Annotated in this window: 28 protein-coding genes; 13 read left to right on the top strand and 15 right to left on the bottom strand. The window is 64.0% G+C overall.

The window, feature by feature from the left end; translation table 11 throughout:
• Nucleotides 1-68 precede the first annotated feature (68 nt).
• Entirely contained in the window at nucleotides 69-1,322 is a 1,254-nt protein-coding gene (locus FJ414_RS06165; protein WP_140642400.1) for a sarcosine oxidase subunit beta, read from the bottom strand.
• A gap of 252 nt (nucleotides 1,323-1,574) precedes the next feature.
• Here FJ414_RS06165 and FJ414_RS06170 point away from each other — a divergent pair, with 252 nt between their 5' ends.
• The 8 genes from FJ414_RS06170 (at nucleotide 1,575) to FJ414_RS06205 (ending at nucleotide 8,944) form a co-directional block, all read left to right on the top strand.
• Complete coding sequence (locus tag FJ414_RS06170; RefSeq protein WP_140642402.1) at nucleotides 1,575-2,333, top strand: SDR family oxidoreductase; 759 nt, start codon at nucleotides 1,575-1,577, stop codon at nucleotides 2,331-2,333.
• A 110-nt stretch (nucleotides 2,334-2,443) separates the two neighbouring features.
• Nucleotides 2,444-2,830: an SET domain-containing protein-lysine N-methyltransferase gene (locus tag FJ414_RS06175; protein WP_140642404.1), complete on the top strand. Its 387-nt coding sequence runs from the start codon at nucleotides 2,444-2,446 to the stop codon at nucleotides 2,828-2,830.
• 179 nt (nucleotides 2,831-3,009) lie between these two features.
• Entirely contained in the window at nucleotides 3,010-3,276 is a 267-nt protein-coding gene (rpsU, locus tag FJ414_RS06180) for a 30S ribosomal protein S21 (protein ID WP_027165252.1), read from the top strand.
• A 132-nt stretch (nucleotides 3,277-3,408) separates the two neighbouring features.
• Nucleotides 3,409-4,260, top strand: a complete 852-nt coding sequence (locus tag FJ414_RS06185; protein WP_140642406.1) for a tetratricopeptide repeat protein — start codon at nucleotides 3,409-3,411, stop codon at nucleotides 4,258-4,260.
• A 213-nt stretch (nucleotides 4,261-4,473) separates the two neighbouring features.
• On the top strand, nucleotides 4,474-4,950 hold the full coding sequence (locus tag FJ414_RS06190) for a DUF992 domain-containing protein (RefSeq protein WP_140642408.1): 477 nt from the start codon (nucleotides 4,474-4,476) through the stop codon (nucleotides 4,948-4,950).
• A gap of 603 nt (nucleotides 4,951-5,553) precedes the next feature.
• Nucleotides 5,554-6,354, top strand: a complete 801-nt coding sequence (locus tag FJ414_RS06195; protein WP_140642410.1) for a hypothetical protein — start codon at nucleotides 5,554-5,556, stop codon at nucleotides 6,352-6,354.
• Nucleotides 6,355-6,497: 143 nt separating this feature from the next.
• Complete coding sequence (locus tag FJ414_RS06200; RefSeq protein WP_181181539.1) at nucleotides 6,498-7,370, top strand: hypothetical protein; 873 nt, start codon at nucleotides 6,498-6,500, stop codon at nucleotides 7,368-7,370.
• A 137-nt stretch (nucleotides 7,371-7,507) separates the two neighbouring features.
• A complete protein-coding gene (locus tag FJ414_RS06205; protein ID WP_140642414.1) occupies nucleotides 7,508-8,944 on the top strand; it encodes an MFS transporter in 1,437 nt (478 codons plus the stop codon).
• A 38-nt stretch (nucleotides 8,945-8,982) separates the two neighbouring features.
• Here FJ414_RS06205 and coaBC read toward each other — a convergent pair whose 3' ends face one another.
• The 5 genes from coaBC to ubiE all read right to left on the bottom strand — a co-directional run bounded on the left by coaBC (nucleotide 8,983) and on the right by ubiE (nucleotide 13,377).
• On the bottom strand, nucleotides 8,983-10,218 hold the full coding sequence (gene coaBC, locus FJ414_RS06210) for a bifunctional phosphopantothenoylcysteine decarboxylase/phosphopantothenate--cysteine ligase CoaBC (protein ID WP_140642416.1): 1,236 nt from the start codon (nucleotides 10,216-10,218) through the stop codon (nucleotides 8,983-8,985).
• Nucleotides 10,215-10,637, bottom strand: a complete 423-nt coding sequence (locus tag FJ414_RS06215) for a type II toxin-antitoxin system VapC family toxin (RefSeq protein WP_140642418.1) — start codon at nucleotides 10,635-10,637, stop codon at nucleotides 10,215-10,217. The genes coaBC and FJ414_RS06215 overlap by 4 nt, the downstream gene beginning before the upstream one ends.
• A gap of 2 nt (nucleotides 10,638-10,639) precedes the next feature.
• Nucleotides 10,640-10,897: a plasmid stabilization protein gene (locus tag FJ414_RS06220; protein WP_140642420.1), complete on the bottom strand. Its 258-nt coding sequence runs from the start codon at nucleotides 10,895-10,897 to the stop codon at nucleotides 10,640-10,642.
• An 85-nt stretch (nucleotides 10,898-10,982) separates the two neighbouring features.
• Entirely contained in the window at nucleotides 10,983-12,557 is a 1,575-nt protein-coding gene (ubiB, locus tag FJ414_RS06225) for a 2-polyprenylphenol 6-hydroxylase (RefSeq protein ID WP_140642422.1), read from the bottom strand.
• A 43-nt stretch (nucleotides 12,558-12,600) separates the two neighbouring features.
• Nucleotides 12,601-13,377, bottom strand: a complete 777-nt coding sequence (ubiE, locus tag FJ414_RS06230) for a bifunctional demethylmenaquinone methyltransferase/2-methoxy-6-polyprenyl-1,4-benzoquinol methylase UbiE (protein ID WP_140642424.1) — start codon at nucleotides 13,375-13,377, stop codon at nucleotides 12,601-12,603.
• Between the two features lie 168 nt (nucleotides 13,378-13,545).
• On the opposite strand from ubiE, the gene FJ414_RS06235 reads away from it, so the two are divergent.
• The 3 genes from FJ414_RS06235 (at nucleotide 13,546) to FJ414_RS06245 (ending at nucleotide 15,980) form a co-directional block, all read left to right on the top strand.
• The gene (locus tag FJ414_RS06235) at nucleotides 13,546-14,520 is read left to right on the top strand and encodes an adenosine deaminase (RefSeq protein WP_140642426.1); all 975 of its coding nucleotides are present in this window, start codon (nucleotides 13,546-13,548) and stop codon (nucleotides 14,518-14,520) included.
• A 157-nt stretch (nucleotides 14,521-14,677) separates the two neighbouring features.
• Complete coding sequence (gene upp, locus FJ414_RS06240) at nucleotides 14,678-15,307, top strand: uracil phosphoribosyltransferase (RefSeq protein ID WP_027165262.1); 630 nt, start codon at nucleotides 14,678-14,680, stop codon at nucleotides 15,305-15,307.
• Between the two features lie 106 nt (nucleotides 15,308-15,413).
• Nucleotides 15,414-15,980, top strand: a complete 567-nt coding sequence (locus FJ414_RS06245; protein ID WP_140642428.1) for a TIGR02281 family clan AA aspartic protease — start codon at nucleotides 15,414-15,416, stop codon at nucleotides 15,978-15,980.
• Between the two features lie 6 nt (nucleotides 15,981-15,986).
• On the opposite strand, the gene deoA is transcribed toward FJ414_RS06245, so the two are convergent.
• The 6 genes from deoA to FJ414_RS06275 form a co-directional block, all read right to left on the bottom strand.
• Entirely contained in the window at nucleotides 15,987-17,303 is a 1,317-nt protein-coding gene (gene deoA / locus FJ414_RS06250; RefSeq protein ID WP_140642430.1) for a thymidine phosphorylase, read from the bottom strand.
• Entirely contained in the window at nucleotides 17,303-18,106 is an 804-nt protein-coding gene (locus tag FJ414_RS06255; RefSeq protein WP_140642433.1) for a purine-nucleoside phosphorylase, read from the bottom strand. Before FJ414_RS06255 ends, deoA begins: the two co-directional genes overlap by 1 nt.
• A gap of 13 nt (nucleotides 18,107-18,119) precedes the next feature.
• Complete coding sequence (gene cdd / locus FJ414_RS06260; RefSeq protein ID WP_095766692.1) at nucleotides 18,120-18,512, bottom strand: cytidine deaminase; 393 nt, start codon at nucleotides 18,510-18,512, stop codon at nucleotides 18,120-18,122.
• 61 nt (nucleotides 18,513-18,573) lie between these two features.
• On the bottom strand, nucleotides 18,574-19,545 hold the full coding sequence (locus tag FJ414_RS06265; RefSeq protein ID WP_140642435.1) for an ABC transporter permease: 972 nt from the start codon (nucleotides 19,543-19,545) through the stop codon (nucleotides 18,574-18,576).
• Nucleotide 19,546: 1 nt separating this feature from the next.
• Entirely contained in the window at nucleotides 19,547-20,686 is a 1,140-nt protein-coding gene (locus FJ414_RS06270) for an ABC transporter permease (RefSeq protein ID WP_140642438.1), read from the bottom strand.
• Nucleotides 20,683-22,215 carry an ABC transporter ATP-binding protein gene (locus FJ414_RS06275; RefSeq protein ID WP_140642440.1) on the bottom strand — a complete coding sequence of 511 codons (1,533 nt, stop codon included), beginning with the start codon at nucleotides 22,213-22,215 and terminating at the stop codon, nucleotides 20,683-20,685. The genes FJ414_RS06270 and FJ414_RS06275 overlap by 4 nt, the downstream gene beginning before the upstream one ends.
• 258 nt (nucleotides 22,216-22,473) lie before the next feature.
• Here FJ414_RS06275 and FJ414_RS06280 point away from each other — a divergent pair, with 258 nt between their 5' ends.
• Both FJ414_RS06280 and FJ414_RS06285 read left to right on the top strand, forming a co-directional pair.
• Complete coding sequence (locus FJ414_RS06280) at nucleotides 22,474-22,683, top strand: SlyX family protein (protein ID WP_140642442.1); 210 nt, start codon at nucleotides 22,474-22,476, stop codon at nucleotides 22,681-22,683.
• Between the two features lie 22 nt (nucleotides 22,684-22,705).
• Nucleotides 22,706-23,113 (top strand): hypothetical protein, encoded by a 408-nt coding sequence (locus FJ414_RS06285; RefSeq protein ID WP_140642444.1) that lies wholly within the window; start codon nucleotides 22,706-22,708, stop codon nucleotides 23,111-23,113.
• Nucleotides 23,114-23,182: 69 nt separating this feature from the next.
• Here the strand turns inward: FJ414_RS06285 and FJ414_RS06290 are convergent, their stop codons facing one another.
• The 3 genes from FJ414_RS06290 to FJ414_RS06300 all read right to left on the bottom strand — a co-directional run bounded on the left by FJ414_RS06290 (nucleotide 23,183) and on the right by FJ414_RS06300 (nucleotide 25,373).
• A complete protein-coding gene (locus FJ414_RS06290; protein WP_140642446.1) occupies nucleotides 23,183-23,641 on the bottom strand; it encodes a GNAT family N-acetyltransferase in 459 nt (152 codons plus the stop codon).
• A gap of 156 nt (nucleotides 23,642-23,797) precedes the next feature.
• Complete coding sequence (locus FJ414_RS06295) at nucleotides 23,798-24,787, bottom strand: BMP family ABC transporter substrate-binding protein (protein ID WP_140642447.1); 990 nt, start codon at nucleotides 24,785-24,787, stop codon at nucleotides 23,798-23,800.
• 259 nt (nucleotides 24,788-25,046) lie between these two features.
• Nucleotides 25,047-25,373 (bottom strand): hypothetical protein, encoded by a 327-nt coding sequence (locus FJ414_RS06300; RefSeq protein ID WP_140642450.1) that lies wholly within the window; start codon nucleotides 25,371-25,373, stop codon nucleotides 25,047-25,049.
• Nucleotides 25,374-25,450: the final 77 nt, after the last annotated feature.

A 25,450-nucleotide genomic window follows, 5' to 3' on the forward strand; every position in this document is an offset into this window, starting at 1 on the left:
GTGATCCTAAAACTTGCCGTGACCGGCGCGCGCACCGGCCGAGTGAAAGCAAAGCGACTGAGCCATCATCAGTGCGCCACCGCGGCCGCGGCGGCCTCGTCGATGAGGCGGCCCGTGCGGAACCGCTCGAGCGTGAAGGGCGCGTTGATCGGATGCGGCTCGTCCTTGGCGATCGTGTGCGCGAAGACGTTGCCCGAGCCGGGCGTCGCCTTGAAGCCGCCCGTGCCCCAGCCGCAGTTGACGTAGAGGCCCTGGACCGGCGTCTTCGCCAGGATCGGCGAGCGGTCGGGCGTCACGTCGACGATGCCGCCCCAGGAGCGCAGCATCTTCATGCGGGTGAAAATCGGGAACATCTCGCAGATGGCGTCGAGCGTATGCTGCAATATGTGCAGGCCGCCGGTCTGCGAATAGGAGACGTACTGGTCGGTGCCGGCGCCGATCACCAGCTCGCCCTTGTCCGACTGCGAGATATAGGCGTGCACGGTGTTCGACATCACCACGCAGGGCACGACCGGCTTGATCGGCTCCGACACCAGCGCCTGCAGCGGATAGCTTTCGAGCGGCATGCGCACGCCGGCCATGTTCATGATAACGGAGGAATGACCGGCCGCGACCACGCCGACCTTCTTGGCGCCGATGAAGCCGCGCGTCGTCTCCACGCCGCTGACCGCGCCATTTGCCGCGCGCTTGATGCCGGTGACCTCGCAGTTCTGGATGATGTGCACGCCGCGCGCCGAGGCGCCGCGCGCATAGCCCCAGGCGACCGCATCGTGGCGCGCCGTGCCGCCGCGCCGCTGCAGCGCGGCACCCATCACCGGATAGCGCGCGTCCTTGGAGATGTTGAGCGGCGGACAGAATTCCTTCGCCTGCTCCGGCGTCAGCCATTCATTGTCGATGCCGTTGAGGCGGTTGGCATGGATGTGGCGCTTGAACACCTGGACGTCGTGGACGTTGTGCGCCAGCATCATCACGCCGCGCGCCGAATACATGACGTTGTAGTTGAGCTCCTGGCTCAGCCCATCCCACAGCTTCAGCGCATGATCGTAGATGCCGGCGCTTTCGTCATAGAGGTAGTTGGAGCGGATGATGGTGGTGTTGCGGCCGGTGTTGCCGCCGCCGAGCCAGCCCTTTTCCAGCACCGCGATATTGGTGATGCCGTGCTCGCTCGCCAGATAATAGGCCGTCGCCAGGCCATGCCCGCCGGCACCGACGATGATGACGTCGTATTCCTTCTTCGGCTCGGGCGACGTCCACTGCTCTTCCCAGCCCTTGTGACCGCGCATGGCCTCGCGGGCAATGGCGAATACCGAGTATTTCTTCACGTGTCAGGCCTCGCGCCAGTAGCTTTCGCGGATTTGCGGCCGGGCATCCCCGCCTCGGCGCGCGAGGTGTATCACTAGCGAAACCGCGCTGTCATCCTTGCGCTGTTTGCGACGGCACTTGCCGTTTTGCGCCCGTGCCGCGTAATGCCCGCGCGCCGATGGCAAGGCAGCTTTCGGGTGGCTGCATTCATACCGATTTGCGACCAAGCATCCAACCGCCGGCAAGCCAGGCACAAGGAAGGATGCAAGGACATGTTCACCCTGACAAACAAGGTCGCCATCGTGACGGGCGCCAGCTCTGGTATCGGCCGCGCCACAGCCAGACTGTTCGCCGACCAGGGCGCGAGCCTCGTCGTCGCGGCGCGCCGGCAGGCCGAACTCGACGCGCTCGTCGGCGAGATCGAGGATGCCGGCGGCACAGCGGTTAAGCTTGCCGGCGATGTGAGGGACGAGGCCCACGCGAAGGCGCTCGTCGACCTCGCGGTCGAAAGGTTCGGCGGCCTCGACATCGCCTTCAACAATGCCGGCGCCGTCGGCGTGATGGGACCGGTGACCGACATGGCGCCGGCCACCTGGCAGGAGACGATCGACACCAACCTGACCAGCGCTTATCTCGCCGCGAAGCATCAGATTCCGGCTATGCTGGAGCGCGGCGGCAGCTCGCTGATCTTCACCTCGAGCTTCGTCGGCTACACCGCCGGCATGCCTGGCATGGCGGCCTATGCCGCCGCCAAGGCCGGCCTGATCGGCCTGACGCAGGTGCTGGCCGCCGAATACGGGCCGAGGGGATTGCGCGTCAACGCGCTGCTGCCCGGCGGCACCGACACTCCCGGCGCCACGACCACGACACCGGAGGCCCGCGCCTTCGTCGAAGGCATCCATGCCTTGAAGCGCATGGCGCAACCGGGAGAGATTGCCCGCTCGGCGCTTTATCTCGCCTCGGATGCTTCGAGTTTCACCACCGGAACCGCGCTGTTTGCCGATGGCGGCGTGTCAATCAACCGGACGTGATCCGTTTGGCCGACGGCAGACATGCTCATCCGCTAAAATCTTGCGACTGCACCCTTGCATTCCGGTCTGTTTTGACGATTTTCGTTCCCGTCGAAAAACGGACCGGAACGATGCTGCTGATCAGAACCTATGTCGCCCAGAGCGCCATCGAAGGCGTCGGCGTTTTCGCCGCCGAGCCGATCAGGAGAGGCGCCTCGATCTGGCGGCTCGATCCCGATTTCGACCGGCTGGTCCCGATGGAGAAATACGAGACCGCTCCCGCGCATCTCAAGGAACTGCTCGACCGCTACGCCTATCCGAGCCCGGACAAGCCGGGCTTCATGGTCTACGAGGTCGACAATGGCCGCTTCATGAACCATTCCGAGCGGCCGAACACGGATTTCTCGCAATATGGCGGCGCCACCGCCATTCGCGACATTGCCGCCGGCGAGGAAATCACCTGCGATTACGGCGAGTTTTTCGAGGATTTCGCCCGCCTGCATCTGGCGACCGCATAGTGCTTCGGCCGTCACGCCGGGACACGCGGGATTTTGATCGCGGTTTCCTGCAATCAGCGGTGGACAGTGCAGCATGATTCTGCTATCAGCCGCCCACAATTCGCGGTGCAACCCGCCGCGGAGGCATGGCGGCTATGGCTGTATGCCTATCGATATCAAACCCGAAGACAGGATTGCCCGTGCAGGTACTCGTCCGCGACAACAACGTTGATCAGGCGCTTCGCGCGCTGAAGAAGAAAATGCAGCGCGAAGGTATTTTCCGCGAAATGAAGATGCGCGGTCACTACGAGAAGCCGTCCGAGAAGCGTGCCCGCGAGAAGGCCGAGGCCGTGCGCCGCGCCCGCAAGCTGGCCCGCAAGCGCGCCCAGCGCGAAGGCCTGCTGCCGATGACCCCGCGCCCGGCTCCGGCTGGTGCTGCCGGCGCATCGCGCTCGCCGCGCTCATAACGCCTATTTTTCGTCCTTTTCGAAGGATACCGAGGGTGGCGCGATGCGGAATCGCCGCCACCTTTTTGTTTATGCATAGGAGCCGGTTCGGAGAGGGAACGGACTGACGGCGCTGCGGCAGTGAGGACAAAGATGAACGCAATTTCCGTGGAGCGCAAAACCGCTTTTCGCGGCTTCGCCCTGACGGCGGCCCTGCTTTCGGGTCTGACGCTTGCAGCATGCCAGACGACCCCGACGGGTGAGTTCAACTCGATCGACAAGGCGCAAGGGTCGAGCGAGAACATCTCCTCGCTTTCGGCGGTCATCCAGCGCAATCCGCAGGATCCCGAGGGCTATAACGTGCGGGGCTCGGCCTATGGCCGCGGCGGCCAGTACCAGGCTGCGCTCAAGGACTTCAACCAGGCGATCCAGCTCAACCCGAACTTCTACCAGGCCTATTCGAACCGCGCGCTGATCCAGCGCTTCCTCGGCAATCAGGAAGCCGCTTTGGCCGACTACAACCGCTCGATCCAGATCAACGCCAACTACGACGCCGCCTATATCGGCCGCGGCAATCTCTACCGCAAGGCGGGCCGCACCCAGGATGCCTTCAACGACTTCCAGAAGGCGATCCAGCTCGACACCACCGATGCCCGCGCCTACCACAATCGCGGCCTGATCTATCAGAGCCAGGGCCAACACAAATTCGCCATCGAGGATTTCTCGACCGCCATCTCGCTGGCGCCCGACGCCGCCGAGCCGTACAACGGCCGCGGCCTCTCCTATCTGGCGACGGGCGACGAGGACAACGCCTTCTCCGACTTCAACATGGCCATCAAGCTCGACGGCAAGAACGCCGAGGCCTGGGCCAACCAGGCGCTGATCTACGAAAAGCGCGGCGAAAAGGGAAGGGCAGCCAAGTCCTACCGCGAGGCCATCCACCTCGACCCCAGCTATCAGCCGGCCAAGGACGGCCTGTCGCGCACCGGTGGCAACGCCAGCTGATCGGAAGCTGGCGCCGAAAATAAGGTATCTTGCACGACTTACGGGTCCGCCTGCGAGCGCAGTGTTGCGCCGCGCAGACGCCGATAGCGATCCGTTAACCGCCCAGTCCAATGCGTTAATCCTTGCCATGTTCGCGCCAAGTTTTCGGCGGAACGCTCCGTGCACCTCGATCGTTTAAGCCGGGGCCAAGATTTTCGCGAAAGGACCTTTCCAATGATCAAAACACTTGCCTGTGCCGCTGCCGCGCTTGCCGCCACGGTCCTCGCTTCTCCGGTCAGCGCCGGCACGCTCCGGCTCGGTACGCTCGATTGCACGATCGACGGCGGCGTCGGCTACGTCATCACGTCGAACAAGGGCGTCTCCTGCACCTTCCGCCCCTATCATCACGGTCCAGCCGAGCAGTACACCGGCATGATCTCCAAGCTCGGCGTCGACCTCGGCCAGACGCATCAGGGCCAGCTCGTCTGGGCGGTGCTTGCCGCCACGCGTCATCACGACGCGGGCGACCTCGCCGGCAGCTATTACGGCGTCAACGCCGAGGCGAGCGTCGTGACCGGCGGCGGCGCCAACCTCCTGGTCGGCGGCCTTGACGGCGCCTTCATGCTGGAGCCGCTCAGCGTCCAGGCACAGACCGGCCTCAACCTGGCCGTCGCGGTGGCCTCGCTGGATCTCGTCCACTCCTACAAATAGCCGCCGCAGAACCACGGCACTCCGCAGGCCGCGCCCCCTACAAAGGGCGCGGCCTTCGCATATAGGGAGCCCCCGAACATAGTTGGAAACACAAGCGCCCGCGAGAATGCCAATTGCGTGTGGCAGCTTTGCTTATGTTGTGTTATCAAGCCGAGGTGTTGGTGGCAATCGCCGGCAGAGGGGCAGCCTCCCAACAGATGCAAAGACATCGTTAACTGCAATTCTTGTTGCAGGCCGGGGAGGCTGTGGTGGATTTCATCGAGAAGTTATTCGGCTTTTCGCCTGACGGTGGTTCAGGATCTTTCGAACTTCTTTTGATCCTTGCTCCGTTCCTAGTCGCTGCGATCTGGTTCTATATGCGTCGGCAACGACGCTGACGGCCCGAGACAGGCCGTGACACCGGTCCCCAAAATACTGGAATTTCTGAAGGCGATCGTTGACGCCTTCAGGCATTGGCCAGTCAATCTGCGCCGGATAGCCGGGCAGATTTGCGCGCTCATCAGGTTGATGTGCGAAAGAGCCAAGCTTCCCAGCCGGCTCGATCGGAGCGGGCCGCAACGCTGCGTCAAGATCAGCGATCCCGCCTACAGGCGGCCAGACCCTTTGATCTACGCTCAGTATTATTTGATGGGCCAGGGCCTGGCTGTCACCTGGGACAATCCGGATATCGAGATCAAGCGCGGTGGCGTCACCGTACCGCCGCATATGCTGGAGCCAGATACCGAATATGAGGTCGTTGCGCGCATCTGGAACAACTCGACCGAGGCGCCGGTCGTCGACCTGCCAGTGAAGTTCTCCTATCTGAGTTTCGGCATCGGGACCACCTCGACCTGGATAGACGAGACAAAGACCGATCTCGGAGTCAAAGGCGGCGCAAATCATCCGGCCTTTGCTTCGGTCAAATGGCGCACGCCGGCCGAGCCGGGTCATTACTGCATCCAGGTGCTGCTCGACTGGCTGGACGACGTGAACCCCAACAACAACCTCGGGCAGGACAACACCACCGTCGGCGTCGCCCATTCCCCGGCAAAGTTCGAATTCCGTTTGCGCAACGGCGAACGGGAAAGGGCCGAGTTTCGGCTTGAAGCTGACACCTATGCATTGCCTGAAATGCCGGTCTGCGGCGAGCGGCCCCGCCCGAGGCCCTCCCGCCGGCCGTTGCGCACCTTTCCCGGCACCATAGCGGCAGTGCCTGCCGGCCATACCCGACGGGCACATCCCATCCCTGCCGGTTGGCTTGTCACCTTCGACCCGGCGCAAGCCGCCCTCGGTCCCGGGGAAGAGATTTCCGTCGCCGTCAATGTCGAGCCACCTGCCGGCTTCACCGGCCGCAAGGCGGTCAACGTCCATGCCTTCTCGGCGCGCGGACTTGCCGGCGGCGTGACGCTTTATGTCGAACGGTAGGAACCGTCATGGCTTACCGGCACCACACAAAATGCATTTCGGTCGGAAATCATATCGGCAAGCAATATGCACAGGTGATCATTGCCGCTGCCGTGGTTGCGCTTCCGCTGATCCTGGTCGGCGTCGTTGCCGGACCGGCGGTCATGCTGGTCGCGCTCGCGGCCATCCTCGCATACTGCCGCTGGTGGCTCTACGATCGGCTGATCTGCCTCGGCGGCGACGAGTGCGCAGTCGGCTGGCTGCTCAAGATCGATCCGTCCCAGGAGAAGTCCGGTCTCGATCGCTTCGACACCGACTACAGCCTCAATCTGGTTCCGGGAAACGTCTTCGAATTCACGCCGCAGGCCGAGGCCGAGAAGATCCCGCCGTTCGGGCGGCTGATCGCCAACACGCCCGCGATCAAGAATGCGGGCCTCGATTGGCAGGGACTGGAGGCTCGTCAGTGGGCCAACGACGACCCTACCGCGGTGCTTCACTGCGAATTCGAAGGAGCCGGCGTCTACGATCTGATGATCGCATGCCTTGCCGCGATCCCCGTGGCCACCGCCGCGGCGGTGGCTTGCGCCATTCCCTTCTTCGGTTGGATCGCATGTGCGATCCTGACGGTCATCGCGGCCGCGATTGTCCTGGTCGGGGGCATCGTGGGGATTCTCGACACAGCCAATCCAACCGATATCGACGAAAATCTCGGCGACCTTCACGTCAATGATCCGACAAGGCGAGGCGCCGACATCCTGTTCGTCAAGGGGACGTGGGTCTATGATTCCGCCCACGAAGGCTGGAATGAGATCCACCCGATCAAGCACTGTCAGAAGATCGGCACCTGGAACGGCAGTTGGAATGAATCTCCAGTTCCGGACGGCAGCTCTGCCCGCTGGTGCGAAGCCGTGAATTCGGCCGGCTCGCCGCTGACCGTCGCAGCCCAGCAGGATCCGGAAAACCAGTGGACCATCCACCCCGTCATCGATGGCTGCCGACGTGAATCCGAAACAACCGATCCGGACCCCATTCGCTGATTTCCCGGACATATCCGGTGTGCATTCACCGTGCTGTGGCGAAGGATCTGGCCACGGTCACGGCATGAAGAATTCGCTTGAGCTCAACCGCGGTTGAGGTCCTAGACAGCTTTCCGACGTCAATCGGGAGAGCGATTTTGAGTGCGGATTCGAACAACAGGGTGGATTGGCGGGCGCTGTGGGCGAGCGGCGATCTGGCGCGGTTCTGCTTCATCAATCTCGGCATCCTGCTTTACGCCACCAACGAGACGATGGTGGCGACGGTGATGCCGGCGATGGTCGGCGAACTCGACGGCGTGCAGCTCGTCGGCTGGTCGCTGGCGATCTACGAGCTTGGCGCCATCACCGCCGGCGCCGCGGCCGGACGGCTCGTCAGCTATGTCAGCCTGCGCAGCAACATGGCGGTCGCCGCTACGCTCTACGCGGCCGGCGCGCTGGTGAGCGCCGTCGCGCCCTCGATGACCCAGTTCCTCGCCGGGCGGCTGATCGAAGGCTTCGGCGGCGGCGCGCTGGTGTCGCTTGCCTTCGTCTCCGTCGAGCGGCTCTTTCCGCGCAGCATCTGGCCCCAGCTTTTCGGCGTGATGTCGGCGATCTGGGGCATCGCCGCCTTCAGCGGCCCGATGATCGGGGCGATCATGGTCGAGCTTCTGTCCTGGCGCTGGGCGGTCGGCATCTTCACGCTGGGCGGCATCGCGGTTGCGCTTGCCAGCCTCACCGTTCTCAACACCGCCGGCGCGTCGCGTCCACAGGCTTCGGCCGATGCCGCGCCGCCCTTCCCCTATGGCGCGCTCGCCTGCCTTGCCGTCAGCGTGGTGCTGATCGCGACCGCCGGCGTCGACATAGCCCTGCTGCGCTCGTCGCTGCTGCTTTGCCTTGGCCTGATCGGCCTGGCGCTGTTCGTCCGGGTCGATGGGCTGAGACCCCGGTCGCGCCTGTTCCCGTCAGATCTGTTTTCATGGCGCGCGCCGCTCGGCACCGGCATGACCATGGTCGCCGCCTTTTCGGTGGCGACCTGTTCCTTCGGCATATACGGGCCGCTGCTTCTGACCACGCTGCACGACATACCTCTGCTCACCAGCGGCTACATCATCGCCGCCGAGTCGATCTCATGGTCGATCCTGTCGATCCTCGTCGCCAATGCCCCGCCGGAACGTGAACGCTCGATCATCCTCGTCGGCGCGCTGATGATTGCATGCGGCATTGCCGGCTTCGCCTATACGATCCCTGCCGGCTCGATCCCGCTGATCCTGCTCTGCGCCCTTTTGCAGGGTGGCGGCTTCGGTATCGCGTGGCCGTTCCTGACCCGCATCATCGTGGCGTCGGCGGCGCCGGACGAGCAAACCATCGCCTCGGCCGCGGTGCCGACCATGCAGCGCATCGGCTATGCCGTCGGCGCCGCGCTTGCCGGCATCATCGCCAATGCCAGCGGCTTCTCCGAAGGGCTGAACCGGGAAGCGGCCGCTTCCGTCGCCAGTTGGCTGTACCTGGCCTTCGTGCCGCTCGGCGTGTTCGGCTGCCTGGCGGCGCTGAGGATCTTCTCCACAGCGAACCGGCCGCGACTTGCGGCGGGTTGATACCGGCAACGGCAACAACCGAAACGCGGGCTTGCCGCTCAGACCACGACAGTTTGCTGCAGCCGTTCCGCAATCAGCGCGGCGAGACGCGCCGCCACCTCGTCCTTGCCCATTTCCGGCCATTCCTCGACACCGGTCCTGGAGACGATGCGCACCTTGTTGCGGTCGCCGCCCATCACGCCGGTCGGCGCGATGCCGCTTTCATGCGAAACGTCGTTGGCGACGATGAAGTCCGCGCCCTTTTTCTTGAGCTTGGCCTCGGCATTGGCGATCAGATCCTGCGTCTCGGCGGCGAAGCCGACGACGAGGCCCGGCCGCTGCGCGTGATGGCCGATGCCGGCCAGGATGTCGGGGTTCTCGACCATCTGCAGCGAAGGCGGCCCCTCGCCAGCCACCTTCTTGATCTTCTCGCCGGCGGCGTTGGCGGTGCGCCAGTCGGCGACCGCCGCGACGAACACGGCGGCATCCGCCGGCAGCAGGCGCTCGACCGCGTCCTTCATCTGGGCAGCTGTTTCGACATGGGTGGTCGCGACGCCGGCCGGATCGGCGATGGTGACCGGACCGGAAACCAGCCGCACATCGGCGCCGAGCTTCGCCAGCGCGGCCGCTATCGCATGGCCCTGCTTGCCCGAGGAGCGATTGGCGATGTAGCGCACCGGGTCGATCGGCTCATGCGTCGGCCCGGAGGTGACGATGATCCTGCGGCCGGCAAGCGGCTTCGGCTTCTCGTCGAGCATGGCTTCGATCGCGGCGGCGATCTCCAGCGGTTCGGCCATGCGGCCCTCACCCGCTTCGTTGCTTTCCGCCATCTCGCCCTTGGCGGGACCGACAAAGGCGATGCCGTCCTTCAGCAAAGTCGCCCGGTTGCGGCGCGTGGCAGCATGCGCCCACATTTTCGGATTCATCGCCGGCGCCATCAGCACCTTCTTGTCGGTGGCAAGAAGCACCGTCGAGGCAAGGTCGTTGGCATGGCCATTGGCGAGCTTCGCCATCAAATCGGCGGTGGCCGGCGCCACCACCAGCAAATCGGCTTCGCGCGACAGCCTTATATGGCCGACATCGTGCTCGTCCTTGCGGTCGAACAGCTCGGTGAAGACATGATCGGCCGAAAGCGCGCCGACCGACAGCGTGGTGACGAATTCCTGCGCGGCCGACGTCATCACCACCCGCACCGACGCGCCACGCTCGCGCAGCCGCCGGATGAGGTCGAGCGCCTTGTAGGCGGCGATGCCGCCGCCGATGATGAGCAGGATGCGCTTGCCGGAGAGAGTCATGCTCCCTCCCAAGGATTGACTATGTTAATGCCACAATCAACAAAGTCGGCCACATTCCTTGTCACCACAGCAAAACTCCGACAGAGAGCAACCGAGGCGATCTGCGCGTCAAATTCACGAATAGGATGCCCCAGAACCCGTCTCTTCGAAACAATCTCTGCGTACGCCTCAGCCTCACGATCTCCGAACGCAAGCACAGGGGTCTTGAGCTTCATCGTGAAAAACGCCCCGATCACACTACCCAGAGCAGCCTTACGCTTCCCATCCGGCATATTTGCCAGGACTACGAGCAGTTCCGCTTTGGTCATCGCCGTGACGTAAGAGCGCCTCCCAAACGAACTTTCCATCCAAGCGGCTACTCCCGCATCTGGCTGCGGCTTGAAAGTTTCCGAAATAACGTTCGTATCCAGCACGAACATGGTCAATCGAATTTTGGCGGCTCGCGCGCGGGGCCACGCTCCGGCAGTTCAATATCGAAGCCGCCATGAGGCTCAACTAGCCGACGAATCGCTGCGTAAAGTGACTCGCCGTGCACATCATAACCCGACCCGTCCGACAAAACGCTCTTGGCGAGAACACTACGCGCTTCCTCCTCCATCGAGACTCCTCTTACTGCAGCTCGCTCACGTAGTTTTTGCTTCACGCTGTCATCGAGATTGCGGATCGTAAGTGTGCCCATATCTCTGCTCCTTACCCTGCAAGGTAGGACATAAAAGAGCTGCTTTCAATGACAGCAATGCTTGCATTGCTGTCATTTGATACGATCACAGCAATTTCCAGGCGATGTAGATCAGCGTCAGCGCGATCACCCATAGCGCCACGCGGCCGGAGCGGGTGTGGCGCGCTTCGGCCTTGCCGATGGCGCGGGCCGTCGCTTCGTCGAAGCGCAGGCCGTTCTCGGCCATCAGGTCGATCTCGCGCGACAGCCGGTCGGTACGGGCGGCAAGGTCCGGCGCCTGCCGTGCCAGCGTCAATAGCGCCTTGGCGCCGTCGCGCGCGTCGGTGAGCATGCCGCGCGGGCCGAGATTGCCCGCGATCCAGTCGCTGACCACAGGCTCGGAAGTCTTCCACATGTTGAAAGCCGGATCGAGCGTGCGGGCGACGCCTTCGACTACCACCATGGTCTTTTGCAAAAGCACCAACTCTGTCCGCGTCGCCATATCGAACAGCTCGGTGACTTCGAACAGCAGCGTCAGCAACTTCGCCATCGAAATGGTCTCGGCCGACTGGCCGTGGATCGGCTCGCCGATGGCGCGGATCGCCTGCGCGAAGGCCGAGACATTGTGCTGACGCGGTACATAGCCTGCCTCGAAATGCACCTCAGCGACGCGCTGATAGTCACGCACGATGAAGCCGTAGAGGATTTCGGCGAGGAAGCGCCGCTCCTTCTTGCCGAGCCGGCCTGCAATGCCGAGATCGACGGCGACGATGGTGCCGTTGGCTTCGACGAACAGGTTGCCCGGATGCATGTCGGCGTGAAAAAAGCCGTCGCGCAACGTGTGCCTGAGGAACGACTGGACCAGATTGGCGGCGATCGCCTTGAGGTTATGACCGGCATTGGCAAGGCCGGCGATGTCGTTCATCTTGGTGCCGTCGATCCACTCCATGGTGAGCACGTCGCGGCCGGTGCGCTCCCAATCAACCGCAGGCACGCGAAAGCCCGGATCGTCCTTGGTGTTCTCGCCGAGTTCCGAAAGTGCGGCCGCCTCGAGCCTCAAGTCCATCTCGACCTTGGTGGTCTGCGCCAGCGTCTGGGTCACCTCGACCGGACGCAGCCGGCGCGACGAGGGGATGTATCTCTCCTGCAGGTGGGCCGCGAGGAAATAGCTTTCGAGATCCTGGAAGAAGCGGCGCCGCACGCCGGGCCGGATCACCTTCACTGCGACGCGCGACGTCGTTCCGTCACGAGCCACGTCGGCGCCATGCACCTGCGCGATCGAGGCGGCGGCAACGGGATCCCCGAAGCTGGCATAGAGATCGTCGATCCTGCGCCCGAGCGAGGCTTCGATCGCATGGACCGCTTCTGCTTTCGGGAAGGTGTGCATCTTGTCCTGCAGCAGCGCGAGGTCGAGCGCCATGTCGTTGCCGACGACATCGGGCCGCGTCGCCAGGAACTGGCCGAGCTTGACGTAGGAGGGTCCAAGCCGCACCACCGCTCGCGCCAGCCGGTCGCCGCGCTGATAGCTCAGTGCCCGGCGGCGGGTAAAAAGCCGCGCCACGCGCCAGCCGAATTTCGGCATGCCGGACAGTTCTTCGCCAGGCAACGCCGCGACGACGCCCTCGCGGACCAGCACCCAGCCGGCCCTGGCGAGCCGAAAGGCGGCGGCGACGCTGCTCATAGCCCTGCCTGTGTCAAAGGGGCCTGCTGCAAGGGGCCGCGCCTCAAAGCTTCCAGCCGGAATGAAGGGCGGCGATGCCGCCCGAATAGTTGCGGAACGTGACGCGGTCGAAGCCGGCGCGGCTAATCATCGCCGCGAAGTTCTGCTGGTTGGGGAATTTGCGGATGGATTCGACAAGGTAGGAATAGGGCTCGTCATCGCCGGTGACCGCCTTGCCGATCTTGGGGATCGCATTGAACGACCAGGCTTCATAGGCCTTGTCGAGCAGCGGCATGTCGACCTCGGAGAATTCGAGGCACAGCAACCGCCCGCCCCGCTTCAGCACGCGATAGGCTTCACCAAGGGCGACTTCGATGCGCGGCACGTTGCGAATGCCGAACCCGATCGTATAGGCGTCGAAGGACCCATCCTCGAAAGGCAATTCCTCGGCATTGGCCTCGACAAAGTCGGTGTTTGCCGCAAGGCCCTGCTTCTCGGCGCGGTCGCGGCCGACGGCCAGCATCGAGCCATTGATGTCGAGCACTGTGGCATGGGCCTGTCGCTGACTGGCCTCGACGATGCGGAAGGCGATATCGCCGGTGCCCCCGGCGACGTCGAGCACCCTCCAACCCACCTTTTTGGGAGGGTTCAGCCAGGCGACCATCGCGTCCTTCCACAACCGATGCAACCCAGCCGACATCAGATCGTTCATCAGATCGTATCGATTGGCCACCTTGTGGAAGACGTCGTTGACGAGGGGCTGCTTCTCGCCTTCCCCGACCCTCCTGAAACCATAGGAGGTTTCCATGCCGCCCGCGGCCGTGGTTCTCTCAACTGACATTATTTTGATCCGTCATAAAACCGGCGGGACCATAGCCGATCGATGGTGCCGACGCTATTGTCCAAGGCGCGGTTTTCGGCCGCGCCTTCAAAACCCGGCAGGGAAAGGTCACGCATGATTTTCCGGCCAGAATCTGCGCGAGAGCAGCATATCGGACGAGATGACCGCATGATCTTGAAGGCCGAACTGCATTGCCACATCGAAGGGGCGGCGGCGCCCGAGCTCGTCGTCAGCCAGGCCCGCAAATATGGCAAGGACCCTTCCCCCTATATCCAGGAAGGCTCCTTCGTCTGGCACGATTTTACCTCGTTTCTGGCCGCCTACGATTTCGCTTCCGACCTGTTTCGCACCGAAGAGGACTATGCGCGCCTCGCCGACTATTACCTGACCAGCCTCGCCCGCGACGGCGCCATCTATTCCGAGGTTTTCACCTCGCCGGACCATGCCAAAAAGGCCGGGCTGTCGCCGAAAGCCTATACGGACGCGCTGGGCGAAGGCATGACGCGCGCCAAGGCCAAGACCGGTATCGAGGGCCGCATGATCGTCACCGGCGTGCGCCATGTCGGGGTCGAGGCGATCGAGCAGGCGGCGCGCTTCGCGGCGCGCTGCGGCCATCCGCTGGTGACCGGCTTCGGCGTCGCCGGCGACGAGCGCATCGGCGATTTCGAGGACTATGTGCGCGCCTTCGAGATCGCGCGCGAAGCGGGCCTCGGCATCACCATCCATGCCGGCGAGCTGATGGGCTGGGAAAGTGTCAAGGCGGCCCTCGACCACATCCGCCCGTCACGCATCGGCCATGGCGTTCGCGCCATCGAAAACCCGGATCTCGTCCGACGCATCGCCGCCGAGGGCGTGGTGCTGGAATGCTGCCCGGGCTCCAACATCGCGCTGAAGGTGTTCGGCAGCTTCGCCGACCATCCCTTTCCGGCGCTGCGCGCCGCCGGCTGCAAGGTGACGCTCAACTCCGACGACCCGCCCTATTTCTGGACCTCGCTGAAGCGCGAATACGATATCGCGGCCGAGCATTTCGCCATGAACGACAAGGCGCTCGCAGAGATCACCAGGACGGCCATCGAGGCGGCCTTCGTGGACAAGAAGACCAAGGTGATGCTGCTAGGCCGGTTGGACGTGAAGGTGCGGTGAGTGAGTAGGGAGTAGTCGGTAGTCAGTAGTTATGGATTTGGCCGAGCGCGCATAGATCGGTTGAAGGCCAGAGCTTTCCCCGAGGCGAGGACTCGCAAATCGGCTCACTATTCACTACTCACTACTGACTACTACCCCGAACCAGTCGGAGCACATCATGCAGGGCGTCACCGTCGTCGACCACCCCCTCGTCCAGCACAAGCTGACCATCATGCGCAAGAAGGAGACCTCGACGGCAGGTTTCCGGCGGCTGCTGCGCGAGATCTCGTTGCTGCTCGGCTATGAGGTGACCCGCAATCTCGAACTGACCACGACCATGATCGAGACGCCGATCGAGGAGATGGAGGCGCCGACGCTGGAAGGCAAGAAGCTGGTCTTCGCCTCGGTGCTGCGCGCCGGCAACGGCCTGCTCGAGGGCCTGCTCGACCTGGTGCCGGCGGCACGCGTCGCCCATATCGGCCTCTACCGCGACCATGAGACGCTGGAAGCGGTCGAGTATTTCTTCAAGGCGCCGAGCGATCTCGCCGACCGCCTGGTGATCGTCGTCGATCCGATGCTGGCGACCGCCAATTCCGCGATCGCCGCGATCGACAAGCTGAAGGGCCGCGGCGCCACCAACATCCGCTTCCTCTGCCTGCTTGCCGCCCCCGAAGGCATCGAGCGCTTCACCAAGGCGCATCCAGACGTGCCGATCTTCACCGCCTCGATAGACCGGCAGTTGAACGACAAGGGCTACATCATGCCCGGCCTCGGCGACGCAGGCGACCGCATGTACGGCACAAAATGAGCGCATCCGTTTACCACGCGTTTACACAACCGCGCGGTTCCGGCGCACGTTAAAGCGGAAAACACCATGTCGGCGTAAGGATGCGACCTCGATTTAAGGGGCATCCATGCTGCGCAAGCTTCTCATCCTTGGCATCTTTGCGGGAACCTCAGCCTCGATTCCGATCGTCTATCAGGCGAATCCGCATCTGGTGGACGGCTTGCTGAAATCGACCGTCGCCTCGCAGCCGGCTGCGCCGAAGGCAGAGCCGCAGGTCAATCTCGCTTCGGTTCCGGACAAGCCGGCGACGCCAATGCCGCTCGGCCGTCAGGTGCTGGTCAATGCCGACGGGCGCGGTCACTTCACGTCGCAGTTCAAGCTCAACGGCCGCCAGATCGACGGCATGATCGACACCGGCGCGACGCTGGTCGCCATCAACACCTCGACCGCCCGCAGGATCGGCATCTCGCTCAACCCGTCCGACTTCAATCGCCAGGTGAACACCGCCAACGGGGCGATCAAGGCCGCCGTGGTGACGGTCGACCGCCTGCAGATCGGCAAGATCTCCGTCGACAACGTCCAGGCAATGGTGCTCGACGACAGGGCGCTGCAGACCAACCTGATCGGCATGAGCTTCCTGCAGCGCCTGCAGAAATACCAGGTCCAGGACGGCTCGCTGCTGCTCGTTCAGTAAGGCCGATCAGCGAGGCAATATCCGCCTGAGCACGGTCTTGTCGGCGGGCGGCTTGGAGCCCCCGATCGTATAGGCGGCACGCACGGCGGCCGCTGCCGCCTCGGCCTGGGCGTCGGTGCGGGCATGCACCAACGCCAGGGCCTCGCCCGCGCGCGCCTCGGCGCCGACCGGCAACAGCCTGGTCAGACCGACGGCATGATCGATCTTGTCGTCGGGACGGGAACGCCCGCCACCGAGCGTGACGACGGCAAGCCCGATATCGCGCGTGGCGATGCCGGTCACGAACCCGTCCTGTTCCGCTTTCACGGCCAATTCGACCGGCGCTGTCGGCAGATACTTTTCCGGTTTCTCGATGAAATCGCCGGGACCGCCAAGCACCGCCACCATTCGCGCGAAGACGGCTGCCGCACGGCCTCCGGCAAGCGCCTCGGTGGCGCGCCTGATACCGTCCTGGTGAGACGAGACGAGCCCCGCCGACTGCAGCATCTCGGCCGCCAGCGCCAGCGTAACATCCTCCAGCCGGCGGTCGCGATATCGGCCGGTGAGGAAATCGACGGCATTTCGCACCTCGACCGCGTTGCCGGCCGCCGAAGCCAGCGGCTCGTTCATGCCCGTCACCAGCGCGGATGCATTCAGGCCGGCGCCATTGGCGACCTCGACCAGGCTGTTCGCCAGCGCGACCGCATCGCGCGACTTTTCCATGAAGGCGCCGTTGCCGACCTTGACGTCGAGCACCAGCGAGCCCAAGCCCGCGGCAAGCTTCTTCGACAGGATCGAGGCGGTGATCAGCGGGACCGATTCGACGGTTCCCGTCACGTCGCGGATCGTGTAGAGCCTGCGGTCGGCGGGTGCCAAATCGGCGGTCTGACCGATGATGGCGCAACCAGTCTCGAGCACCGTCTTGCGGAAAAGCGCCACGTCCGGCTGGCTGGCATAGCCAGGGATGGCATCCATCTTGTCCAGCGTGCCGCCGGTGTGGCCGAGGCCGCGCCCCGAGATCATCGGCACATAGGCGCCGCAGGCGGCGACGATCGGCGCCAGCATCAGCGAGACATTGTCGCCGACGCCGCCGGTCGAATGCTTGTCGGTGACCGGCCCCGGCAGGTCGGACCAGTCGAGCACGTCGCCGGAATCGCGCATGGCGAGCGTCAGCGCCACCGCCTCCTCGCGGCTCATGCCGTTGAGGAACACGGCCATGGCGAAAGCGCCGACCTGGCCCTCGGCGATGGTGCCGGCCGTCAGCCCTGCGACGAAGGCCGCGATCTCGTCGGCCGAGAGTCTGTGGCCGTCGCGCTTGCGGCGGATGATCTCCTGCGGCAGCATCAGTCGGGCAAGCCATCCTGGAAGACGCGCCGCAGGATCGTCGCCAGCCGCGCGCCACCGACCGGCGCCATGTCCTTGGTTTCCTGGTGCGAGAGCTCCGCCCCGGTCATGCCGGCCGCCAGGTTGGTGATCACCGAGCATGCAGCGACCTTGAGTCCGAGGAAGCGGGCGAGGATGACCTCCGGCACGGTCGACATGCCGACCGCCGTCGCGCCCATGACGCGCGCCATGCGGATCTCGGCCGGCGTCTCGAAGCAGGGTCCGGAAAACCACATATAGACGCCCTGGTGCAATGCCGTGCCGGTCGCCTTCGCCGCCTTCTCGATCGCGCCGCGCAAGCCGGCATCGTAGGCCTCGGTGAGACCGACGAAGCGGCGGTCGCTCGGCTCGCCGATCAACGGGTTGGAGCCGGAGAAATTGATGTGGTCGGTGATCAGCATCACCGAGCCCGGCCCCATTTCAGGATCGACGGAGCCGGCGGCATTGGTGAGGATCAAATGCGAGATGCCGATGCCAGCAAGCACCTCCAGCGCCGGCCGCATCGCCGCGGCATTGCCATGCTCGTAATAATGCGCGCGCCCCGACAGCATCAGCACCGGCGTGCCGGCGAAATACCCGGCAACCACCTCGCCGGCATGGCCGGAAACACCGCTGCGTGGGAAGCCCGGCAGTTCGGCATAGGAGATGCGCCTGGCATGCTTGACCTGGCCGACCAGACCGCCAAGGCCCGAGCCCAGCACAAGCGCGGCCGCGGGCGCCAGCCCGTCCAGCTTCTCGACCAGATGATCCAGCGCTTCCTTCATTTCAACCCGCTCTTCATTTCAAGATGTCGCCCCTGAAGCCGTAAGGCAGCATGTCGCCCATGGTCACGGTCTCGGCCACGCCGGCGTTGTCGCACAGATAGAGCTTCGTGTCCGGCCGGCAGAATTCCGCCAGCCGTTGCCGGCAGCCGCCGCAGGGCGAGCATTTGGCCATGCGTTCGGCGATCACCGCGATCTCGACGATCCTGCCGCCGCCGCCCATTATGTAGTGGCCGAGCGCCGTCGTCTCGGCGCACCAGCCTTCCGGATAGGACGCTACCTCGATGTTGGCGCCGGTGAAGACGCGCCCGTCCTCGGTGCGCAACGCCGCACCCACCGGGAATTTCGAATAGGGCGCGTAGGCCTTGGCCATCGCCGTCTTCGCCGCCTCGAACAGATCATGCGACATCCGGTTCTTCTCTCCCACGATCTTGTTCAAATGCCGGTCGCCGCCGGACGAAAATCCAGCCTCAGCGTTCCTTGACATAAGGCACGCCGCCGGCGCGCGGCGGGATGGCCTTGCCGATGAAGCCGGCGAGCAGGATGACGGTCAGCACATAGGGCAGCGCCTGCATGAACTGCGCCGGAACCTTGCCGACAATAGGCAGCGGCGAGCCCTGCAGGCGGATCGATGCCGCGTCGAGAAAGCCGAACAGAAGGCAGGCGAACATGGCGTTGACCGGCTTCCATTTGGCGAAGATCAGCGCGGCAAGCGCGATATAGCCCTTGCCCGCGGTCATGTCTTTCACGAAACCGCCATTCTGCACCATGGAAAGATAGGCGCCCGCGACGCCGGTAAGCACGCCGGTGCAGATCAGCGCCCTATAGCGCAGCCACGCGACCGAGATGCCGGCGGTGTCGACGGCGGCCGGATTTTCGCCGACGGCGCGCATCCTCAGCCCGAAGCGGGTGCGAAACAGCACCCACCAGGTGAACGGCACCATGGCGAAGGCGAAGTAGACCAGGATCGAGTGCCCGGAGATCAGCTCGGCATAGATCGGGCCGATGATCGGCACGTCCTTGATCGCGTCGGCGCCGGGCCAGGTGATCGCTGCGAAGCGTTCGCCCGGCTGCAGCGCCGGCGTGCGCCCGCCCTGCTGGAACCAGGCCTGGCCGAGGATGATGGTCGATCCGGCAGCGATGAAGTTGATGGCCACGCCGGACACGATCTGGTTGCCGCGATGCGTGATCGAGGCGAAGCCATGCACCAGGGCGAATGCAACCGAGATCAGCACCGCCATGCCGAGGCCGATCAGCGCCGAATGGAAGACGGCGGCGGCCGAAGCGCCGGCAAAGGCGCCGACCAGCATCTTGCCTTCCAGCCCGATGTCGAAGATGCCGGCCCGTTCCGAATAAAGGCCCGCCAGGCAGGCGAGCAGCAGCGGCACCGAAAGGCGGATGGTCGAATCCAGCACCTGGACGATGGCGTTGAAAATGTCCATCTCAGGCCCCCTTCCCGTTCACTGCCTGCATGCCGACCGATTTCGGGCTGACCGAGGCGAACAGAGCCTGGATGTAGGGCCTGAACATGTGTTCCAGCGCGCCGGCGAAGAGAATGACCAAACCCTGGATGATGACGATCATGTCGCGGCTGATCGCCGGCATCTCGAAGGCAAGCTCGGCGCCGCCCTGGTAGAGCATGCCGAACAGGATCGCCGCCAAGACGATGCCGACCGGATGCAGCCGGCCCATCAGCGCGACCGCGATGCCGACATAGCCGGCGCCGGACACGAAATCGATCGCGACATTGTGCTGGTCGCCCATCACAGGGTTGAGCGCCATCATGCCGGCCAGTGCGCCCGAGATCATCATCGCGGTGATGATGATGCGGGTTTCCGAAATGCCGGCGTAGCGCGCCGCCTTCGGGCTGTGGCCATAGGTGCGCATCTCGTAGCCGAGCCTCGTGCGCCAGATCAAAAGCCAGACCAGGAAAGCCATGACCAGCGCCAGCAGGAAGCAGATGTTGAGCGGCGCGGAACGGATCTTGGCACCGAACAATTCGATGATCCAGTTGAGCTTCGGCAGTTCGGCGCCGGCGAGGAAATTGCGCGTCTGCGGCGCCTGCGAGCCGGCCGGCTTCAGCGCGCCGACCAGCAGGTAGACCATCACCGAGGCGGCGATGAAGTTGAACATGATGGTGGTGATGACGATGTGTGAGCCGCGCTTGGCCTGCAGATAGGCCGGGATCAGCCCCCACAGCGCGCCGAACGCCGCCGCGGCGACGATCGCGATTGGAAAGATCACCCACCAGGGCAGCACGCTGTCGAGGCTCAGGCAAACAAGCGCGATGCCGAGGCCGCCTATATAGGCCTGGCCCTCGGTGCCGATGTTGAACAGGCTGCAATGCGCCGCCACCGCCACGGAAAGGCCGGTGAAGATGAAGGTCGTGGCGTAAAACAAAGTGAAGGCGATGCCCGTGCCCTTGCCGAAGGCGCCTTCGACCAGGATGACGGCGGCGCGGAACGGGTTTTCGCCGACCAGCATGACGACAAAGCCGGCGACGATGAAGGCGACCGACAGGTTGATCAACGGAATCAATCCATAATCGGCCCAGGCCGGCAATTTGGCGTAAGGCGTGCTCATTCGGCGGCCTCCTGGTGCTCGACGCCGGCCATCAACAGGCCAAGCTCGCCTTCGGTCGCGTCCGGGCCGCGCTCGCCGACGACACGGCCGGCAAACATCACCAGGATGCGGTCGGACAGCGAGCGGATCTCGTCGAGCTCGACCGAGACCACCAGCACCGCCTTGCCCTGGTCGCGCATGGCGATCAGCCGCTTGTGGATGAATTCGATGGCGCCGACATCGACGCCGCGCGTCGGCTGGCCGACGATCAGCACGCCGGGATCCTGCTCCATCTCCCGGGCCAGCACGATCTTCTGCTGGTTGCCGCCGGAGAAGTTCGCCGTCTTCAGCCGCGGATTGCCTGGACGGATGTCGTATTTTTCGATCTTGTGCTTGGCATCGGCCATGATGGCATCGATGTCGAGGAACGGCCCCTTCAAATAGCGCTCGTCGTCGTGATAGCCGAGGATCGAGTTCTCGTTTTCCTCGAAGGCGAGCACCAGTCCGACATGGTGACGGTCTTCCGGCACATGGGCGAGACCGCGGTCGCGTAGTTCGCCGGGATCGGCCTTGCCGGTGAGGTCGATCGGCTTGCCGTCGAGCATCACCTCGCCGGAGACCGCATGCCGGATGCCGGAGATCGCCTCGAGCAGCTCGGACTGGCCGTTGCCGGCAACGCCGGCGATGCCGACGATCTCGCCGCCGCGCACGTCGAAGGAGACATTGTCGACCATGGTGACGCCGCGCGAATCCTTGACCGTCAGGTTCTTGACCGAGAGTTTTACCGCGCCGGCTTCCGACTGGCCCTTCTCGACCCTGAGCAACACCCGCCGGCCGACCATCAGTTCGGCCAATTCGCCGACCGTGGTTTCCTTCGTCACCCGGGTCGCCACCATCGTGCCTTGGCGCATCACCGACACCGTGTCGGTGATCGCCATGATCTCGCGCAGCTTGTGCGTGATGAGCACGATGGTTTTGCCCTGCTCCTTCAATTGCTTGAGGATGCGGAAAAGGTGATCGGCCTCGGCCGGCGTCAACACGCCCGTCGGCTCGTCGAGGATCAGGATCTCGGCACCGCGATAGAGCGCCTTGAGGATTTCGACGCGCTGCTGCAGGCCGACCGGCAGCTCTTCGATGACGGCGTCGGGATCGACCTCGAGGCCGTACTCGCGCTCCAGCCGGTCAAGCTCGGAGCGCGCCTTGGCGATGCTGCTCTTCAACAGCGCATCGTTTTCGGCGCCGAGGATGATGTTCTCCAGCACCGTGAAATTGTCGACCAGCATGAAATGCTGGTGCACCATGCCGATGCCGAGCGCGATTGCGTCGTTGGAGGTGCTGATCGACACCGGCTTGCCGCCGACGCGGATCTCGCCGCTATCGGCCTGGTAGAAGCCGTAGAGGATCGACATCAGCGTCGACTTGCCGGCGCCGTTCTCGCCGACAATGCCGTGGATCGTGCCGCGCGCGACTTCCAGGTTGATGTCGCGGTTGGCGCGCACCGCGCCAAAGCTCTTGTTGATGCCTATGAGCTCGATTGCGGCTTGCGCCATGCAGCCTGTTCCCACTGTTATTTTTTTATCGCTTGGTCAAAATGCCTAGCATGATGCCCCGCTTATGCCAATCGGCCGTTCACTCTCGACAAATCCCCGCGTCCTTGTCAATTTCGAACCTGAGCAGGTTCCGCAAAAGTGTCCCACGGTTTTGCGATCTGAACCTGCGAAAACCAACAGAGCTAAGCAGATATTCGTGGGGCATCCCACGAATATCTGCTTAGCTGGAGACTTCACATTCGCAAGGATCGGTTTTGCATGGCCATGCCTGACGATCGGCTGACGACGTTGGAAATCCGCGCCGCCGAACAGGAGAAGACCATCGAGGAGCTGTCCGGCCAGATCGCCGAACAGTGGAAAGTGATCGAGCGTATGGAGCGCAAGCTCGCAGCCCTGACCGACCGCTTCCTCGAATTGGAGGAGCAGTCCGCCTCCGATGTGCCGGTGACCAAGCCGCCGCATTGGTGAGGAGCCATGGGGAAAGACGGCCATGTCCAGTGAAAGCGACCGCGTCGCTCGAGCCGGCGATTATGTCTTTGGCTTGATGAACGACAGGGAACGCGCCCGCGCCGAACGCGACCTTGAGATCGATCCCGCCTTTCGCGACACGGTGCTGCGGCTGGCCGAACGCCTGCGCGCCTTCGATCCCGCGGGACCTGAAGCGCGCGGCGATCGCTGGGAACTGGTCACGCAACGCCTTGCCGAACTGCCGCAGATGCAGACGCGGCTGGCTGGCGTCGGCGTCCCGGAGACGGAACCGCCGCCACCGATGATCCACCGGCTCGAGCGCAAGCCCTACGGCGTCGGCCTGCATTCGCTTGGCGGCAGGCTGGGCTTCGTCATCGCGCTTGCCCTGGTGGCGGCCTTTGCGCTCGGCTATCTCGCCGGCACGCTATAAAAGCAACTCCAGGAAAGTGCGGGCGGTTGGGCTCGGTGCCTTCGTCGTAGCCTTCCGTCCGGAATTGCGTCAAAGCAGAGACTTCGACATCAGAAGCATCGGCGCGCCGTCCTGCTCGAAGGTCTCGACCGCCGTCCATCCAAGCGCCTCGTAGAAGCCGCGCGCCTGCCAGGTATAAAGGTAGAGCGTGCCGATACCGGCAGACGCCGCATGAGACTCGACGGTTCTGACTAGCGCCGTGCCGACGCCGCCGCCTCGATAGGCTTCCTCGACGATCAATCCGGCCAGCCATGGCGTCAGATCGTGCGGCGAACTGATTTCGTCGCGGACGAGCAGGCAGCTACCGATCGGCCGGCCGCGGTCGCGGGCGACAAAGGCCGCCTCGAAGCCGTCGCCGGCGATCAGCCCGCGCAGCCCGGCCATGTCCTCGTCGAATGTCCGATCCGTATCCTCAAAGAAAGCCTTGAGCCGAAGCCGCGCCATTGGCTCGACGTCGCCTTCGGCCATGGCTTCGATTGCCGGTCGCATCGTACCGTCTCCAGAACAAAACCGCCGGGCATTGGCCCGGCGGTTCGAACCCCAGAGCAATTCCAGGAAAAGTGCGTAGCGGTTTTCCGCCCGGAATTGCGTGAAAACAAAAGCTAGAGCGGTTCAATCACTGAACCGCTCCGGCTCAGCTGCCGATCAATAGGGGCAGGCGTTGTCGGCGGTGTAGTCGTGCACCTGGACCTTGCCAGCGATGATGTCGGCCTTGGCCTTTTCGACGGCCGCTTTCATCTCATCGGTCACCAGCGCCTTGTTGTTGTCGTCCATGGCGTAGTCCACGCCGCCTTCCTTGAGGCCGAGATTCTCCAGACCACCCTTGAAGGTGCCGTTCTTGCCGTCCATGAAGGTGTTGTAGACGGCGACGTCGACGCGCTTCATCATCGAGGTCAGCACCTTGCCGGGCTGCAGGCCGTTCTGGTTGGAATCGACGCCGATGCCGAGCTTGCCGGCATCCGCCGCCGCCTGCAGCACGCCGACGCCGGTGCCGCCGGCAGCGGCATAGACCACGTCGGCGCCCTGGTCGATCTGCGTCTTGGCGATCTCGCCGCCCTTGGCCGGGTCGTTCCAGGCGGCCGGCGTATCGCCGGTCATGTTCTGGATGACATCGGTCGCGCCGGCCGACTTGGCGCCGCCGACATAGCCGCATTCGAACTTGCGGATCAGCGGGATATCCATGCCGCCGATGAAGCCCACCTTCTTCGACTTCGACGCCATCGCCGCCAGGATGCCGACGAGGTAGGAGCCTTCGTTCTCCTTGAACACCAGCGAGCGGACATTGGGAAGGTCGATGGCATCGTCAATGATGGCGAAGTTGAGGTCGGGATAATCTTTCGCGACCGCTTTCAGCGCGTCCTCCCAGGCAAAGCCCGCCATGACGATCGGATTGCGGCCGTCCTCGGCGAAGCGGCGCAGCGCCTGTTCGCGCTGCGAGGCGTTGGAGACTTCGAATTCGACATAGGCGACGCCGGTTTCCTTCTTGAACTTCTCGGCGCCGTTATAGGCGGCCTCGTTGAAGGATTTGTCGAACTTGCCGCCCAGATCGTAGAGGATGGCCGGCTGCACGTCCGCGGCGAAAGCCGGAAGAACCATTGCGGTTGCGGCCAGAAGGCCGAGAACGATACGTTTCATGTGATCCACACCCTGTCGGTTATTTTTCCGTTTTTGCACCGCCTGCTCGCCCGGTTCTCCGGCGGGCTGGCGAGGCCAGGCAGGAAGTGTTTGACCCCTCCCGCTCGCGGTCAATCTGGCACGGCGCGAAACAAAATTCACGTGGAATTTTGACCTGTTGGAAAAAGCGGTTACCGGCGATCCGGCACGTCTTTTAAAAGCAATTCCACGAAAAAGTGTGTTGCGGCTTGCATGCGGAATCGCGCCAGAACAAAAATCTTCAAGGGCTTGGAGCGAATTCCGCGCCGCGGCGCTTGCGCCGGTAGCCGATGGCGTAGAGCAGGAAGGCAAGCACCGCGAACACCGCGAAACCGGGTTGCGCGAGCACCCAGGCGACCGCGCCGTCCCAGACCAGAGGGTTTGCCTTGGCGCGCACGAAAGTCTCGAAAGCCGCGCGGGTATCGGGCGAGACCGCGAGCCAGCTTGCGTTGAGCGGCGTCATCACCAGCGACGACGCTGCGACCGAGCGTGTCGTGTCGATCACCGCCATGATGACGGCGATCGACAGCGCAACCATGGCTGCCAGCCGAAAGATGAAACGCAACATCGACGCTCTCCCCGGGAAAGCTCCCGTCTACCCCGCAATCGACATAGAGCGTGCGTGGTTCCCGCGCAATCGCGGCC

Source organism: Mesorhizobium sp. B3-1-6 (genome assembly GCF_006439555.1).
In the GTDB taxonomy this organism is placed as follows: Bacteria; Pseudomonadota; Alphaproteobacteria; order Rhizobiales; family Rhizobiaceae; genus Mesorhizobium.